This window comes from Candidatus Berkiella cookevillensis (assembly GCF_001431315.2).
Classification (GTDB): domain Bacteria; phylum Pseudomonadota; class Gammaproteobacteria; order Berkiellales; family Berkiellaceae; genus Berkiella_A; species Berkiella_A cookevillensis.
The window spans coordinates 63,406-79,850 of the sequence record NZ_LKHV02000001.1 but is presented as its reverse complement, the minus strand read 5'-3'; the positions used below and the strand labels follow the sequence as shown (position 1 = coordinate 79,850).

General features: G+C 36.7%; 11 protein-coding genes, 1 tRNA gene and 2 pseudogenes. 9 read left to right on the top strand and 5 right to left on the bottom strand.

Annotation, left to right across the window (positions count from 1 at the left end; all coding sequences use genetic code 11):
• Window positions 1–87 precede the first annotated feature (87 nt).
• Together CC99x_RS00350 and CC99x_RS00345 are read right to left on the bottom strand one after the other, a co-directional pair.
• The gene (locus tag CC99x_RS00350) at window positions 88–3,192 is read right to left on the bottom strand and encodes a hypothetical protein (RefSeq protein WP_057625548.1); all 3,105 of its coding nucleotides are present in this window, start codon (window positions 3,190–3,192) and stop codon (window positions 88–90) included.
• Window positions 3,189–4,859 (bottom strand): J domain-containing protein, encoded by a 1,671-nt coding sequence (locus CC99x_RS00345; RefSeq protein WP_057625549.1) that lies wholly within the window; start codon window positions 4,857–4,859, stop codon window positions 3,189–3,191. Before CC99x_RS00345 ends, CC99x_RS00350 begins: the two co-directional genes overlap by 4 nt.
• A 497-nt stretch (window positions 4,860–5,356) precedes the next feature.
• Here CC99x_RS00345 and CC99x_RS00340 point away from each other — a divergent pair, with 497 nt between their 5' ends.
• The 7 genes and pseudogenes from CC99x_RS00340 to CC99x_RS00315 all read left to right on the top strand — a co-directional run bounded on the left by CC99x_RS00340 (window position 5,357) and on the right by CC99x_RS00315 (window position 11,008).
• Window positions 5,357–5,962 carry a type IV toxin-antitoxin system AbiEi family antitoxin domain-containing protein gene (locus CC99x_RS00340; protein WP_057625550.1) on the top strand — a complete coding sequence of 202 codons (606 nt, stop codon included), beginning with the start codon at window positions 5,357–5,359 and terminating at the stop codon, window positions 5,960–5,962.
• A gap of 159 nt (window positions 5,963–6,121) precedes the next feature.
• Complete coding sequence (locus tag CC99x_RS00335) at window positions 6,122–6,676, top strand: nucleotidyl transferase AbiEii/AbiGii toxin family protein (protein WP_200953511.1); 555 nt, start codon at window positions 6,122–6,124, stop codon at window positions 6,674–6,676.
• Window positions 6,677–6,787: 111 nt separating this feature from the next.
• Window positions 6,788–6,982, top strand: a complete 195-nt coding sequence (locus tag CC99x_RS00330; RefSeq protein ID WP_057625552.1) for a hypothetical protein — start codon at window positions 6,788–6,790, stop codon at window positions 6,980–6,982.
• A 505-nt stretch (window positions 6,983–7,487) separates the two neighbouring features.
• Window positions 7,488–7,724 (top strand): annotated as a pseudogene (locus tag CC99x_RS13010) (DNA methyltransferase); the annotation flags it as partial.
• Window positions 7,725–8,052: 328 nt separating this feature from the next.
• Entirely contained in the window at window positions 8,053–8,703 is a 651-nt protein-coding gene (locus CC99x_RS00325; RefSeq protein ID WP_083477422.1) for a DNA methyltransferase, read from the top strand.
• 18 nt (window positions 8,704–8,721) lie between these two features.
• Window positions 8,722–10,566, top strand: coding sequence for a Z1 domain-containing protein (locus CC99x_RS00320; protein WP_057625554.1), 1,845 nt, complete (start codon window positions 8,722–8,724; stop codon window positions 10,564–10,566).
• Window positions 10,559–11,008: a hypothetical protein gene (locus tag CC99x_RS00315; RefSeq protein ID WP_057625555.1), complete on the top strand. Its 450-nt coding sequence runs from the start codon at window positions 10,559–10,561 to the stop codon at window positions 11,006–11,008. The genes CC99x_RS00320 and CC99x_RS00315 overlap by 8 nt, the downstream gene beginning before the upstream one ends.
• Window positions 11,009–11,255: 247 nt before the next feature.
• Here CC99x_RS00315 and CC99x_RS00310 read toward each other — a convergent pair whose 3' ends face one another.
• Complete coding sequence (locus CC99x_RS00310) at window positions 11,256–12,596, bottom strand: RNA-binding domain-containing protein (protein WP_057625556.1); 1,341 nt, start codon at window positions 12,594–12,596, stop codon at window positions 11,256–11,258.
• 173 nt (window positions 12,597–12,769) lie between these two features.
• Here CC99x_RS00310 and CC99x_RS00305 point away from each other — a divergent pair, with 173 nt between their 5' ends.
• Window positions 12,770–13,945, top strand: a complete 1,176-nt coding sequence (locus CC99x_RS00305; protein ID WP_259596529.1) for an ISL3 family transposase — start codon at window positions 12,770–12,772, stop codon at window positions 13,943–13,945.
• 47 nt (window positions 13,946–13,992) lie between these two features.
• Window positions 13,993–14,136, top strand: a pseudogene (locus CC99x_RS00300) (transposase); the annotation flags it as partial.
• Between the two features lie 137 nt (window positions 14,137–14,273).
• Here CC99x_RS00300 and CC99x_RS00295 read toward each other — a convergent pair.
• Both CC99x_RS00295 and rpoD read right to left on the bottom strand, forming a co-directional pair.
• Window positions 14,274–14,350: transfer RNA gene (locus CC99x_RS00295), tRNA-Ile, on the bottom strand.
• Window positions 14,351–14,461: 111 nt separating this feature from the next.
• Window positions 14,462–16,357: an RNA polymerase sigma factor RpoD gene (gene rpoD / locus CC99x_RS00290; RefSeq protein WP_057624458.1), complete on the bottom strand. Its 1,896-nt coding sequence runs from the start codon at window positions 16,355–16,357 to the stop codon at window positions 14,462–14,464.
• Window positions 16,358–16,445: the final 88 nt, after the last annotated feature.

The window sequence follows — 16,445 nt, the reverse complement described above, 5'->3', positions numbered from 1 at the left end:
CCCTTTTATTATCCTTTGCCGGAAACTAAAAAAGCCAATTACCCAAAGACAATTAGCTTTCTCCCATACACTTTTTACAAAAAAATTTTACATCGTTGCAAGAGAATTATTTCTACGATGTAATTCTGAAGGCGCATCATTAGCTGCCACTGAAGGCTCATTTGAACTTTGCGGGGTATTTTCTTCTCGTCCTACTGCTGGAGATGTTTGTGACAGAAGTAAGGCAGGTTGTCTTGCAACAACCACTGATGACTGCTGAACCAAAGCCATTATATTAGACACACACTCAAAGCTATGGAAGGATATTAGCATTGTGGCAGTAGGCTTTGACCCAGGCTCAAATTGCACATGATTGCCTATAACACTAGCAATTCTTTCATTGTGTATATTGATCCCAACATTACCCAAAGCATCAAAGCTAATAGTAAGACCCAAAGCTACACGTGATAATATTTTATTGTTTTCCAACATAAAAGATTGTGCATAGCGCGGCCAAATTAATTGCTTATTATTTCCACTTATCAAACGAATCGTGTCGTCTTCAACCCAATATCCCTTTATTGTATGAGGGCCTACTTCCCAGGAAAATAATTCAGATGCTTTTAATTTACAAACTTTTTGATTGTGATAAACATGCTCATTTACCAGTTCCTGCTGACGTGCAATATTTAATGCTTGCTTAGCCTTAAGCTGAACACCCCAGTATGCTTCAAGATTATCAGCATGCAAGGCTTGAATTTCAGCAACAGAAACTTCTTTTGAAAATACAAATTCATCATCACGTATTCTTGCTCTGTCTCTAAAGTATTTTAAACGTCTCACCATAGATTGCAGCTTTTGACGATTTGTCAAAGCAAACTCAGAAATAGGCATCGCAAATTCTTTGTCTAATAATTCATTTATTTCTTTAGGAAAATTAGGATCTGCATTCTGCATAAATCTTGTTAACAATACACAAAGTACGGGCAACTTCTTTTCTTCTGCAGAAAGACTCTTTCGCCATACAGCTTGTATCCTGTCTCTTTTTTTCAAATGCATTTGGATCTTAGCAAGATTATTATTGTCCGTATCCAATGCTAACAAAGCAAAATTTGCTTCTACGCCCTTATCTGCTAATAGTTTCTCATAGTCTAAAATAAGACCACTCATTTTTTGAGAAATATTTATCTCAGACAACAAAGATAAATTTCTCAACAATGGCTGCAACAAAGGAAGCGTTGCACGTGTCAATCCAGTATAGCTCAAATTAATTTTTTTTAGACTCGGCACAGCGCTATGTAATTGCGAGCAAAAATCTGAAAATATTTTTTTCTGTTGCTCTGTTCTAGGGTTCAAGGAATTATGAGACAAATCTAATTCTTCCAAGCCAACAGCCGCTGCATATTTTACTAAAGCAGGTAAACAATGTACCGTTAACTCATTGTGACTCAAATCTAGAATTCTTAGCCTATCAAAGTCCGACTCTCTATATTCACAAAGCACAAAAACCATATCATCTGCCAATTGATTATGACTTAATTGCAAATGACTTGTTTCATAAGCACCAATACCATTGATCATTAGGTTCAAGAAGCTCTCTGAAGTCAACTGAAGATGATTCAAGCTGATTTTTTTAATCATCGGTTTTATTTCTGCATCTGCAAGATAAGTAAATGTCTCTTGCAATGGTTTAAGCACTTGGTCGCCACTCACAACGCAAGGCATATCACCTTGATTAAACGTCAATTCAAGCTCAGCACCTGTTTTTGCTTTCTCTATTTTTTCCAATGTATGCTGAACCACATACTCAGCATCAGAACAGCCCTTCCTTAAAAAATCAACAAAGACATCCTCTGTTTTTAATGTCCGTCGTTTACGAGCGCTCAGCGCTGCAACACGTTTTGATTTATGCTCATCCACCCTATCAGATAAATAGCGCCATTGTGCACCCACTGTTTTGAATCCCGCATCTTCATAGCGATATCCAAAAAAATCTTTTAATGCAGATTCTGTCTTTTTCTTATTTCTAGACAATTGCTCTAACAACACAGGTGCTAAAGCTTGGGTGTCAGAAGCCATTAATGCATTTTGAATGCCTTTTCTCAACCGCTCTCTTTGCGCCAATGTCTCTTGATTTTTTTTGCTCTGAATATCACTCTCAATAGTATGAATATTAATATTATATTTTACTTCAGCACTACTTAAAAAGCGGTTAAGTGTATTGGCAGAAAAATGATTGCCACGAATATCTATTGTTTCTAACAAAGAAGCTTGCCTAAACAATGGCTTTAAAACTTGCATGGAAGTCTTATCTAAAGCGGTATTTGAAAGACTCAAAGTCTTAACACGTGGAAAATGTTTATAAAAATCCTCAAAAAAACCAACAAAGGGAGAGCTCAGCAAATCTTTTTTTTCTGTCTTTGCATCGACAGCATTCAACGGGTTTTCAGATACGTCTAAACATTCCAAATTTGGCAAAGAGCCCCCCATGGAAGACAATGCACCTAAAGCAGCGCCCTTCAATTGATTCTTGCTGAGCCTCAGCGTCTTTAAATGCTTAAAATCACCCTTTTTAATGGCTTTTTCAAGTGATAGTGTGAGGCGATCGCCAATCTGAGTGCCCGTTATTTCTAAATGCTCTGTACCAAAACGTCCCAAACCACTGTCCAACAGTTCTTGTAAATGTTCCAATGTTAGTTTATTTGTATTGATAACAATGCTTTTGATGATTGCTTTGTCATTGGCAGACATAGAGCGCGATTTTTCAGCGAACTCTGCTGATAGACTTTTAACAAAATCATCATCAACGGTGTTTAAGTCTAAATTTATGTCTTCTTTACTTTCATGCAATTCTATCTTAGTGTCACTTAATATATCCTTTAAGGATTTCTCTTTTTGCACAGGTGTCCTACGACTTTTCCAATAGCGATATCCAATCAATCCCACGGCAGATGCACCCACAACAGCGGTAACAGGTATAATCGCAGTGCTTACAGCGCTTGCAATCAAAGCCGAAGAAACCCCACTGGCAATGCTTGATAACCCTAGATAGTTTGCAAGCCCAGAGAAAAAGCCTAAACTATGACCAACGCTCGCAGCACCTGCCAGCAAACCACTTGCTGCAGAATAGATTGCCACATCTTTATGTACAGCAGCTTCTTTCAGACTCAATGGTTTTTTTGTTGTCAATGCTTTATTTGCGCCTTTTTTCATTTTGCTTTCCTCGTCAAAATATTCCAAATCTCAGGATCGTCAAGAATAGAAGCAGACTCATATTTCTGTCTTTCTTCTCTTTCCTCTATAAATTTCTTCGCAGCATTGAGTTTGGCTGACATCTCTGTTCCTACCGCACCCGCTCTATCAGGGTGATATTTCAGCTGTAATTTACGATAGGCAGGCACATAAGCACTTGCTTCTAATAAAGGCTCCATGTCCAAAATGCCTTCTGGTGTATCGCCATATTTCTTTTTGAAATTTTCTTTTAAATCACATTTAGAAGATTTTAGGGCTTCATGTAAATCTTCCAAAGCCTCTTCTTGATCATCCTCAGTGAGCTTTTTATAACGATCAGGTAAATCCAAAGCATAATTTTCACTTAAATATTTGATATGCTCAGCATATTCTTCTTTATCTGAAGAATGACACACTGCCATTATTTTTTCGCCAATGCTCATGCTCCACCCTTCTGGCTGCATCGCGAAGACTTCTTGCCAGTCTTTTTGAGGGAGCATGGCAAAGACAGGCTCCACATTCTCCATTTTCCATCTGTAAAAAAGCTCAATCATTGGCGTCCGACCATGCGGGCACATCTGTATCAAATAGGCCTTTCGCTCTGCCTCATTTAATGGCTCCAAAACCATCAGCATTTCTCTTGCGCCAGCTGTAAAGGCTTTAGAGTGAAGCAAGCTATCGCCTCGATCTCGAACCGTATAAACCAAAGCTTTTAACTGCTCTGGACTTAAAACAGATTGAATGATTGACCAATAGGGTGGCTTTGTACTATCAAGCTTCAACCGCCCCACCAATGAATCTTTGGATAACCCCTCTCCAATTGACTCTTGTAAAAACTGCACTCTTTGCTCTGGCTCAATCGCCTCCAAAATATATCTAAATTTATCTCCTCTTTTAGCCCAAGGCTCTTTTTCACCATTGATGGCCGCTGTATATAAAGGGGTATGCCCCAGTTGGTTTTTCTTCTTAAGCAAGCGATACAATACTTCTTTAGGCAGCGTATCTAAAATAATTTTTACTTCTTCTGCGCTTTCGCACAAAACCGTATATTGAAAATCATCTAAGACACCTTCTGGAAATTTAACATGCTCTGTCCAGCCACCTATTGGTAATACTTTTGCAATACGAAAAAATAAGCGTGGCGGTATCACCGTTGCCACAGCGCGTTTAAACATATTACTGGCACTTGTGAGCATATTTTTTATCCTTTCTCGTAGCTTTATGAAAAATGGCTTGGGTTCTTCAATACTTTTGTCTTTGCTAAGCCTTATATCTAAAAGCTTAATGATTTGACTTTTTAGGTGCTGATAACATGTGTGCAGCCATTGCACCGCTCTTTCTCTTAACATTTCTATATTCCTATTCAGGGAAACATGATAAGCAACTCTAAATGCAACAAAAGCAGCAAGACCATGCGCAAGCCATTGGGTTTTATGAAAAACAGAAGAAAGTCCTAGGTAATGCGACAAGGGCATTCCAATATTGTGTATATAGAGAGTATTGAGCGCATAGCTCAAGAAAAGAGAAAGACCTGCATGCAAGCCTAATCCAAAGAAAGCCACAAGCAATATCTTGGAGAAATTTATTTTGCTTTTGAATATATTATTAAAATGAAATGATTTTACAAACTCAGATACTTCATTGAGCATGTTTTTTAACCTTCGATAAATAGAGGCAATCATCACTTAAAGCAATGCTTCTGCCTAAGTGATTATTTAAAAAAAGACGCGATTATAGGGGACAAAATTACGCAAAACAATTTATATAACCTAAATTGTTTTAATTAATTAAATGCAGCGGAACATATGAGTGAATTTTTGTGAGATATTCGCCATAAGGAATGTGCGACATTAGATAGAGGTGAGAGTGTAGCAACTAACCACGACAGTTTAAACCAACAAAGGGGCATATACAAGCATTATGTTGATATAGGCGCATGACATGCAATGATAGTAAGGCCTTACCTCTAAATTCATTTGCTCTGTCCGAGCTGTAGCCACAACTCAATTTATCATTTTTATTCGGCAATTAAATATAGGTATTCAGTAATTTCTTACCAAGAAAACCATGGATATCTAAACAACCTATGTTCCAAAATATCGGTAGTTATTGACATTTACCTATATTTTGGAACATACTTAAAGATATGAAAATATGTGATTATGCTCATAAAGCCCTTTCCCTTGCCAAAGCCAATAAGGTACTTAGATCCACTGAGCTGAGTGAACAAGGAATCCCACGTGTGATTCTTACCAGGTTAACCCGCGAAGGCAAGCTGGTGCGGATTGGTCGGGGACTATATGCATTACCCAATCGTTCTATATCCGAGAATGAAAGCTTACTTGAGGTCGCCACTAGAAGCTCTCAAGGCGTTTTTTGCCTACTGACAGCACTACGATTCCATAAACTCACTACGCAATCACCCTTTGAAGTATGGTTAGCCATTCCTAATAAAGCGCAGCCCCCCCAAATTAATACTTTAAGCCTTCGAATAATAAGACTATCAAAAGAAGCCTTAGAGGAAGGCATTGAAACCCATATGCAAGATGGGATCCCCATTCGAGTTTATTGTATTGCTAAAACCATTGCAGACTGTTTCAAGTTCCGTAATAAAATTGGATTAGATGTTGCACTGGAGGCACTACAAGAAGCATGGCGCGGAAAAAAAATTCAAATGGATGAGCTATGGCATTATGCACGTATTTGTAAAGTTGAGAAGATTATCCGCCCTTATATCGAGTCTCTTCCATGAAACAAGTATCTAATATGGCAGCCTCTGTACGCCAACGTTTGTCGAACCTGGCAAAAGAGGAAAAAGTAGATTTTTCGATCATCTTGACACGCTATTCATTAGAACGATTTTTGTATCGTTTGGGAAACTCTCAATACAGTGATCAGTTTCTTTTAAGGCATAACATTTAATCCTGCTTCGGTTACAACAAAAGAGATCCGAAAAGAGGCGAATTATGCGGGGATCCGAGTCATTTTTTCGGGACTGTTAGAACGTGCTATTTGTCCCATGCAAGTTGATATTGGTTATGGTGATGCAGTGACGCCTGGACCTGAAAACGCAACGTATCCTGTGCTACTCAACAATTTACCGCCTCCACAACTCAAAGTATATCCGCGTTATACTGTTGTTGCTGAAAAATTTGAAGCGATTGTCAGCCTTGGTATGGCAAATAGCCGCTTAAAAGATTATTTTGACTTATGGATCCTCTCTCAGCATGCTAAATTTGAAGAGTCATTATTAGTTGAAGCTATCGTGGCGACGTTTAAACGTAGAAAAACCGCATTACCGATTAATATTCCTCTGGGCTTATCTTCAGTTTTTTATTCGGATATGCAAAAGCAAACACAGTGGAAAGCTTTCTTAAATAAAAATAAATTACTAGCGTCTTCTTTACCAGAAACCACGCAAACAATAACTTCTTTTTTAATGCCAATCATAAAAGCAATACAATGAAAGTAGCGCGATTATCTTTAGAGGAAGCATTCCTTACCTAAAATGTCCTGCTTAATTTATGATAAGGAACGAAGCTGAATATCCCCGCGAATTGAGCCTCGCGGTGATGAAATGAGTATTAACCATGCATGGTTTGGCGCAGAGTATTCAGGAAGGCTTGCTGAATGGGGAATGGCTTTATTGATTGATGCTATAAAGTCTAACACCATGCAAAGCTATGTTGATAAACTAAACCGTTTAAAAAGCTTGAGAGGACTAATAATTATGTATTTCTTGATAGTGCTTATTAGATCTGCACCAAGATAGGAGAGCCATAAATTTTACTACCATCCCGAATAATTCTGTACAGTATTTCCTTTCTCTATATTAACACTAATCTAAAGCACACGATATAAACTGCCGATACTGATAAAAAGCTTGTTCTTAACTTCTTTTGTATGAGAGTTATACATTTCTAGATATTTAATAATTATGCTTTTTCTTTATTTGCTCGAAACAAGTGGATTTGAATTGTAGATTTATTCAGGGATATTTAATTTAAAACATCAATTAAAGATAAATATTTTTGAACAATTAATGTATGACTCATACCTTAATCTTCTTGGAAAAAATATATTATGTTATGATGTTTGAATCGTAGTCAGTTATTAGTAGATCATCATTATATGTGTTAGCGTATTAGATGAAACATGAAGATGTACTAATTTTATAAAGTAAAAATTTTAATCTATTTTCTGATAAAAGAATCATGAATACTCTTACAAAAAAAATTTGCGCATAATTCAATCAATTACAGCCTCGTAGAACTTGGGCTTTTGAATCTTCCACTCAGAGAGATACCAATTATTATACACATGGCTATCATCGATACCCTGCGAAATTTATTCCACAAGTAGTAAAAAAGCTTATTACTAAATTTGCACCTAATGGAGAAGAGATAATTTGTGATCCATTTGGTGGCTGTGGAACCACTTTAGTAGAAGCAAAAATTTCAGGGAGGAAAAGCATAGGATTTGATATCAATCCTATCGCTCAACTAATCACGTAAGTCAAACTTACACCAATAAATCCAAAACAACTAGATATATGCAAAGAAGATTTTCTAATAAATTACAAAAAATTGAAAAAGAAATCATTTCAACATCACCCCAGAATTAATTATTGGTTTGATCCTGCTACTATAAATGACCTCAACCATATTTATTCCTGTATCAAAAGAATAAAAAACAAGAAAATAAGAAATTTTTTTATTTGTGCTTTCTCTCATAATCTTAAAAATTGCTCACGCTGGGTAATGCGCAGCATAAAACCAACTATAGACAAAAACAAAAAAAACATCAAAGCCAATAGATTCATTTTTGAAACACCTAAATCTTATGATAGTAAGAAATAGAGATTTCTATTCGGAGCTCCTATACACAGGGCATAAATCTATTTCATCTTCAATGTATTGTAAAGATTCAACTCAAAGATTACCTTTAGCAGACAATTCAATCGATTTAATCATAACCTCTCCACCATATGTTACTTCATATGACTATGCTGATTTGCATCAACTATCAATTTTATGGCTGAGTGGAGATACAGATTACTTTAAGCAATGGAAAAAATTTGTAGGGGCTAATTTTAAACGAAATAAATGTTTGCAATTTGACAGAGAAATTGCAGAAAAAATCATATCCGATCTAAAATCCAACAATAACTCTCTCTCGATGGACATAGCGAATTATTTTTCAGACATGCGGAGTGCCTTTGGTGAAATGCATAGAGTTCTTAAACCTAACGGAAAAATATGCATTATTATTGGCAACACTAATATGAATGGCATTGAAATTTTAAATGCTGAAGTAGCTGCAGAGCAAATGTATCGAGTTGGCTTTAGAAAAGTTGAGTTTATAAAAAGATTAATCTCAAATAAGCTAATTGCTCCATGGAGAGATGCAAAAACAGGAAAATTTACAACATTAAGCAATCCTTTCAAGAAAAGAATATATGAACATGAATATGTGGTTGTAATGAAAAAATGAGTAGGCGCGAGGTTTGCTATGTTTGATGTTTCAATATTAAAAAAACCTAAAAAGCACACACGCTATTCTCGCCAAATACAGAGAATAAAGATAAAGAGCAAACATACTCAAAATATAGAATCTGCCGTTGAAGCTACAGTTAAAAATATTCAAGAAAAATGTAGATCTTTTGTTATCTATGGTGAACCTCAAAGTGGAAAAACCGAGATGATGATTGCCCTTACCTCTCGACTATTAGATGAGGGATTTAAAATAATAATTATATTATTAAACGATAGCATCCAATTACTTAATCAAAATCTAGACAGATTCAAAAGATCAGACATTGATCCTGCCCCCAAAAATTTTAACGAAATACTAGATCCTGCTGTTTTAATTGGGAGTAATGAGTGGGTAATATTTTCGAAAAAAAACTCCAGAGATCTTCAAAAACTGCTTGATAAAATCGGTAGACATAACAGAAAAATCATAATTGATGACGAGGCAGACTATGCTACTCCTAATGCGAAAGTTAACAGTGGAGAAAAAACTAAAATCAACTCATTAGTTGAACAATTAATTAATAGCGATGGTATCTATATCGGTGTTACAGCAACTCCTGCGCGACTTGACTTAAACAACACATTTAGAAACGAAAATGAAAAATGGGTAGATTTTCCCGCCCACCCTTTATACAAAGGTCAAAATGCTTTTTTCCCAATTTCTATAACCTCAAATATTGAATTTAAATTAAAAATTTTACCAGATTCTGACGATAACCCAAAATACTTGAGAGAAGCACTATTTGGCTTCTTAATAAATGTAGCTCATCTAAATATATCTAGATCTGAAGAAAAAAACTATAGCATATTAATACACACTAGCGGCAAGAGAGCAGATCATAGTAATGATTATAAGGAAATAGTAAAAACCTTTAACATCTTGAATAATGAGAGCGATGATAAATTTGAGCTATTTTATAAAAAAATATGGAAAATATCAAAAGACAACTATCCTAATGAGGAGGATAGAATTATAGAATATATTCATGAAAATATAAATCGTAATACAATTGTTGTTATGAATAGTGATAGTGATAAAAGTGTAGTGGATTACACAACAGCAACAAATCCATCTGCACTATTCACTGTTGCTATTGGAGGCAACATAGTATCTCGCGGTGTAACTTTTGATAATCTCCTATCAATGTTTTTTACAAGAGATGTTAAACATAAAATTCAGCAAGACACTTATGTACAACGAGCTAGAATGTTTGGCTCAAGAGGAGACTATCTACCATTTTTTGAACTTCACATCCCTGAAAAATTATATATGGACTGGCATAGATGCTTTGTTTTTCATCGTTTATCGCTTGAGTCAATTAGAGCTGGAAATGGATCACCCGTCTGGCTAGAAGATAAACGTATCGCTGCAGTCTCTGCAAATAGCATAGATAAAACAACTGTATGCTTTGATCAAGGAGAGATGAGCTTTGAGCTATTTAAATACACTGACAAAATAGACGATATTATAAATAATGAAGAAGATAATTTAGAAAAATTGATGCAATTACATCGTCTTCTAGGAAAAAGAACAGTCCCTAACTTTCTTTTGGATTATATTAAAAATTTTAGCCCTAATGGAAACAAATCTATTGCTGTGCATAATTCAAAATCTATTGCGGGGTACGTTGATGCTGATCAAAAAAGAATTGAGCGTGCCAGAGGATTTATTGGCAATAGAGATCTAGAGCAGGAGAAATATCCCTGCGCAATACATCATATTACAATTCTTTATAATGATCAAAAAAGTGCCAGACTATTCTACAAATATAAAGGTAACATAAAATTTATCAGAAATATAGGTAGCAAATTAAATGATTAAAGAATTCGAATTTTATCATGGAGTTTTTTTTTCAAGTATGTTACATGCAACTCATAATAAAATTTCTTTTCAATCATATTCAACGGAAGATAATGCTTCCTATGTTATAGATGAAAAAATAGGTTTATATATAAAATATAGCACAAAACGTCTTTCACCATGGAGATTCTCTTTTTACAAAAGACATCAGGACAAAATGCTGGAGATGAAAACAAGGTTTAACGAACTTCTTTTAATTTTAGTTTGCCATCATGATGGTATTGTAATTTTAAATTTTGATGAAATAAAACAAATTTTAGATAATGTACATGAAGAAATTGAATGGGTAAGTGTAGCAAGAACAAGAGGAAAAATGTATACAATCAATGGTTCAAATGGAAAATTGCAACTCAAAGTTGCGAGAAATGATTTTCACGGTAAAATTTTTACATCTAAATACTAAATAACTAATCTAGCTAGACACTCTAAATTCAATACTCATTAGCCACTTAAATGCAAAGAGATAATATAGGAACACTTATTTCCCCTCCTCATAACTGCATGCCTCACACTACTTGGATCCATATTAATGATGGGTGCCTGGATAAGGCTCTTATTTTTTATCAGAACCAAACCATTTATTTCAACCACTTCTTGTTCATCATGCTTTGCACAAGCAACATAAACAGTATGAGTGATATAAACATCTGTTAACGCCGTACTAATTTATATTTCACTGATGGCCCTTTGCCTACTTTAACAAGTTGATTTTTTTGTACGAGAGCACTTAATTTTCTAATAGCCGTATTTCTAGAAACACCTAAATATTCTGCAACTTCTCCAGCAGTAGTTTGCTTAGTCAATTGGATTAACGCCAGGATAGCTTCAGTATCAGATTTTTTATCGAGATGAGGATGAAAATAAAATATAACTTTGACAAAATCTCCCTCATCATGATACTCGGGCGCTTTAATTCCCGCTTTGTAACAACTATCAAAAATTAATCGAATACCACTACCTAATGTCTCTATTAAACCCATGCGATGAGCCAATCTAACGACAACAGGATTACGCAAGTAGGTAATCCCATCGCCTAAATTATTGATATCAACTAGTCCTGGAAAACATCCTGGACTAAATATCTCTAATCGATCATCATAAATAGCGATTTTGATGGCGCCTGGTATATTGTATTTTCTGTGCATTAACGCATTAAGAACTGCTTCGCGTAATGCCTCCTCAGGAATTGGCAACCTGCCTTTTAATTTGGCGCCTTGTAATTCATAATCCGTTGCAAGCCATGTTTCCAGCACCTTCATAACGATAGCCGACTGTTGCTCGATTGACCCCGTAATTTCTTCTGTACGTATAATATCCCTACCCTCTTTACCCTTAAACCGTGTGCATCTAATTAATGCTTCAGGCACATAGGCCTGTGGCTCTTCTGTAAACATAAGCACACCAGCTATGGTGGGAGCCAATAACTCTTTATTTGCCACCTGCTGAGTAAGAATTTTATCTGCCAACAGCCTTTTATACGTGACGCCTTTGCCATAAAAATTTTTAAGTAATTCCGAGGATAAGACATCTATGGATTGATGTACGATTTCTTCATCATAGGTAATGCGCTGAGCTTCTCTCACCAAATCTTCAATATATTCTTGGTTTGCTTTTCGCGTGCTAGAGCCGATTCTAATATAAGTACCATTTGCAACCCCCACAGATTTCAAAAAATACGGTTTGCGTGGGCTCGCTGGAATTTCAATCACAGCTACCGTCTTCTCGCCAAAGTTTTGTTCATAAATTTGAGGAACAAGATTAGGGGAGGCAGAATCATAAAGGCTATTTGGAAAATCATCATGTATGCGAATACGTTCGCTGTCTGTAATACCAATTATCTCTCGCGTTTTATCATCCACTCCAATAACAATACGTCCACCTGCAGCATTCGCAAAAGCAATACTCGTTTTAATTAGCGCTGCAAAATCTGTTACCCTTGATTTAAATTCAAGTAATTTGGATTCTCTCTCAGGAAATATAATACCGGACATATTATTGAGCTAACCTCTTTAATCTCACCATAAATACATAATCTCACCAATCTCACCATTTCGTCAACAATCTCACCAATCTCACCATTTTGGCTCAACCCCAAAGAAGGGGGCACTTTAACCGTAATGTATTAAGCTAAGTATGTGAAAGATTTAGCAAAATGAGGTTAAAGATGCCCCGTACCAATCTTATTTTATTTTTGCCTGGTTTTACAATTAGGAAAGTCTTAAATGCTTCACCTTTAGTTATTGAGACTACTTATAATCGGAAGCCCAAATGCCCTTTCTGTGATGGCTCTAAATTACGCATCAAGCACTCCTTCATGCGTGAGGTAAAACATGAATCCGTTGGACTACGTCGTGCTTACATTAGATTCAAAGCACATAAGTTTTATTGTTATGCTTGTAAGCGTTATTTTAATCAACGCTTTCCCGGTATCTTAAAACATCAACGCGCTACAGAAAGATTAAAAGCCCAGGTCTTTGAACAACATACACAAGGTGTCTCTCAATTAGATTTAGCCAAGCAATTAAAGCTCGGTAAATCCACCATTGAACGATGGTACCAGCAGCATTATTTATTGCGTGCTCAGAATATTAAAGCCCAACACTGGCCTAAAATACTTGGGATTGATGAACACTTCTTTTCTAAAAAACAACGATTTGCCACTACTTTTTGTGATCTAAAAAACCACCGTATCTTTGATATCGTTAAAGGCAAAAGTGGCTCTGATTTATTGCCTTTCATTAACCAATTACCAGGCAGAGAACGCGTCAAAATAGCTTGTATTGATTTAAGTGTTACTTATCGAAACCTCATTAAGAAGCACTTCCCTAAAGCCTTAATTGTAACGGATAGGTTTCATGTACTAAGACTGATTGAACAGGCTTTTATGAAAACCTGTCACAGCATCCATCCACAAATGAAGTACCACAGAGGAATACTGGCTATGTTTAGAACGCGTCCTGAGCATCTAACCGAAACCAAGAAGCTTAAACTTAAACAGTTCTTAGATGAACATCCGGCCATACAGGCGCTTTATCAGTTTAAAGAGCGACTCTTTACACTTCTAAAACATAAACATCGCAAGGCAAAGGAATGCAAAAATCTAATCCCTATTTTCCTTGATATGGTTAAACAGCTCAAAGCTGCCATCTTCTTACCGCTTGTTAAGCTCGGGAAGACCCTATTTAAATGGAGAGAGGAAATAGTAAGAATGTGGCGATTCACAAAGAACAATGGCATCACAGAAGGCTTCCATCGAAAGATGAAGCTCATTCAAAGAAGAGCATATGGATTTAGAAATTTTGAAAATTATAGATTAAGAGTTAAAGTGCTATGTTCCTAAACTGAAGTGCCCCCTTAAGTAGGGATGACCCATTTAAATGGAGAGAGGAAATAGTAAGAATGTGGCGATTCACAAAGAACAATGGCATCACAGAAGGCTTCCATCGAAAGATGAAGCTCATTCAAAGAAGAGCATATGGATTTAGAAATTTTGAAAATTATAGATTAAGAGTTAAAGTGCTATGTTCCTAAACTGAAGTGCCCCCTTAAGTAGGGATGACCCAATTATTAGCTGATAATCTGTCTACACAGTGTCTACATGGGATTTTTGACTGGATGAAGGTCTCTGCAAGACCTTCTGCATCCTATTGATTCTTCTTAAGAAATGTTGGTGGGCCCACCAGGACTCGAACCTGGGACCAAGGGATTATGAGTCCCCTGCTCTAACCAACTGAGCTATAGGCCCTGAAAGAGGATTGAATGATAACGCGGATTGAAACGAAAGTCACTCCGCTGCTTTAACTATTAGATTGATTTCTAAATAACTATCAAGCTTAGAGATAAGCGCCTAGTAGGCTTATCTCTTGTCTTCTTCGTCTTCAAGTAAGAAAGACTTCAAATCGTCTGCTCTGCTGGGTTGTCTTAACTTACGCAGTGCCTTAGCTTCTATCTGACGTATACGCTCACGTGTTACATCAAATTGCTTGCCTACTTCTTCTAGGGTGTGATCGGTATTCATATCGATACCAAAACGCATTCTAAGCACTTTGGCTTCTCTTGCGGTTAAGCTAGAGAGTATACGCTTGGTCGCTTCTCTTAAGCCGGAAGAGGTAGCAGAATCTACTGGACTAGAGATAACGGTGTCTTCAATGAAATCGCCTAAGTGAGAATCTTCATCATCACCAATAGGTGTTTCCATAGAAATCGGTTCTTTGGCAATCTTGAGTACTTTACGAATTTTATCTTCCGACATACCCATGCGTTTGCCCAATTCTTCTGGTGTTGGCTCACGCCCCATTTCTTGTAGCATCTGACGTGCAACACGATTCAGTTTGTTAATCGTTTCAATCATATGTACAGGGATACGAATAGTACGCGCCTGATCTGCGATAGAACGGGTAATTGCCTGGCGAATCCACCAAGTAGCATAGGTAGAAAACTTATAGCCACGACGATATTCAAATTTATCAACCGCTTTCATAAGGCCAATGTTGCCTTCTTGAATTAAGTCTAAGAACTGTAAACCACGGTTAGTGTATTTTTTAGCAATAGAAATTACCAAACGTAAATTCGCTTCCACCATTTCTTTCTTAGCACGGCGCGCCCTTGCTTCACCAATCGACATACTGCGATGGATCTCTTTAATGGCAGGAATTTTACGACCGCTGTTCTTTTCAATGGCTAATAATTTTTCTTGGTGTGCTTTAATTTGGTCTTTAATGGCTTGCATCTTCTCAGCATTTTCAGGCGTTGTCTTAAAGACGCTATCTGCCCATGAAAAATCCACTTCAAAACCAGGAAAGCTGGTAACAAAGGTTTGGCGTTGCATTTTACCTTTGTGTACACAAATGTTTACGATAGCCTTCTCTTGAGCGCGCACTAAATTAAAGAGATCACGCATTCTTGATACAAGCTCTTCAAATACCTTAGGCACAAACTTAAAGACAGCGAGTACTTGACCTAAATCTTGATAGCATTGTGCAGTTTGTGGACTGTCCAAACCATAGGTTTCTTCTGCTGCTACCGTTTGTTGATAAATATCATTCAAACGTTGGAAGTAAGCATTGGCAATCTCAGGATCAGGACCTGATTCTAATTCTAATTCATCTTCGGATGATTCTGGACGTTCTTCATCATCATCTAAGTCTGCAGCAACAATCGTTGTGTCATCAGAAGATGAACTCATCGCGTTTAAGGCACTCAAGGTATCTAGAGTAATAACATCCCCTTCCGCCAAATGCTCTTCCACGAATCCTGTAATAAAGTCTCCCAAACGCCCTTCACTACTGCGAATACGGTGATATTCATCCAAAACATATTTAACATTGGGAGGATAGGTTGCCAAAGTAGAGAGCACTTGCTTGATGCCCACTTCAATTCTTTTAGCGATTTCAATTTCGCCTTGGCGTGTGAGTAACTCAACTGTACCCATTTCACGCATGTACATTCTTACAGGATCAGTAGTGCGCCCGAACTCACTATCTGGAGAAAAAGAAATGCCATCGCCATTATCATGCGCATTGCTAAAATCATTACCTAAAGACAATTCGTCTTCATCAGGTGCTACCTCATAAACAGAGATCCCCATATCGGTCATCATATTGATGATGTCTTCAACTTGTTCAGGATCAACAACATGATAAGGAAGTAAGTCACTTACCTCTGCATAGGTTAAGTAACCCTTTTCTTTACCGGCTGCAATGAGATCTTGCAGCTGAGATTGTTGTGCCTCATCGTGATCGACATAACTCATATACGCATACACCTTTCGCTTGATTTAATGTGCGACTAAAACACCTTGAATTCAGGTAACCGTCGATTTTATCCTCATTTTGCCAATT

Excerpts from the sequence above, each read along its gene's own strand:
- CC99x_RS00305 (WP_259596529.1), top strand. The coding sequence starts at position 12,770 with ATGCCCCGTACCAATCTTATTTTATTTTTGCCTGGTTTTACAATTAGG.
- CC99x_RS00340 (WP_057625550.1), top strand. The coding sequence starts at position 5,357 with ATGAAAATATGTGATTATGCTCATAAAGCCCTTTCCCTTGCCAAAGCC.
- CC99x_RS00315 (WP_057625555.1), top strand. The coding sequence starts at position 10,559 with ATGATTAAAGAATTCGAATTTTATCATGGAGTTTTTTTTTCAAGTATG.
- CC99x_RS00310 (WP_057625556.1), bottom strand. The coding sequence starts at position 12,596 with ATGTCCGGTATTATATTTCCTGAGAGAGAATCCAAATTACTTGAATTT.
- CC99x_RS00350 (WP_057625548.1), bottom strand. The coding sequence starts at position 3,192 with ATGAAAAAAGGCGCAAATAAAGCATTGACAACAAAAAAACCATTGAGT.
- CC99x_RS00330 (WP_057625552.1), top strand. The coding sequence starts at position 6,788 with ATGAGTATTAACCATGCATGGTTTGGCGCAGAGTATTCAGGAAGGCTT.
- rpoD (WP_057624458.1), bottom strand. The coding sequence starts at position 16,357 with ATGAGTTATGTCGATCACGATGAGGCACAACAATCTCAGCTGCAAGAT.
- CC99x_RS00320 (WP_057625554.1), top strand. The coding sequence starts at position 8,722 with ATGTTTGATGTTTCAATATTAAAAAAACCTAAAAAGCACACACGCTAT.
- CC99x_RS00345 (WP_057625549.1), bottom strand. The coding sequence starts at position 4,859 with ATGCTCAATGAAGTATCTGAGTTTGTAAAATCATTTCATTTTAATAAT.
- CC99x_RS00325 (WP_083477422.1), top strand. The coding sequence starts at position 8,053 with ATGATAGTAAGAAATAGAGATTTCTATTCGGAGCTCCTATACACAGGG.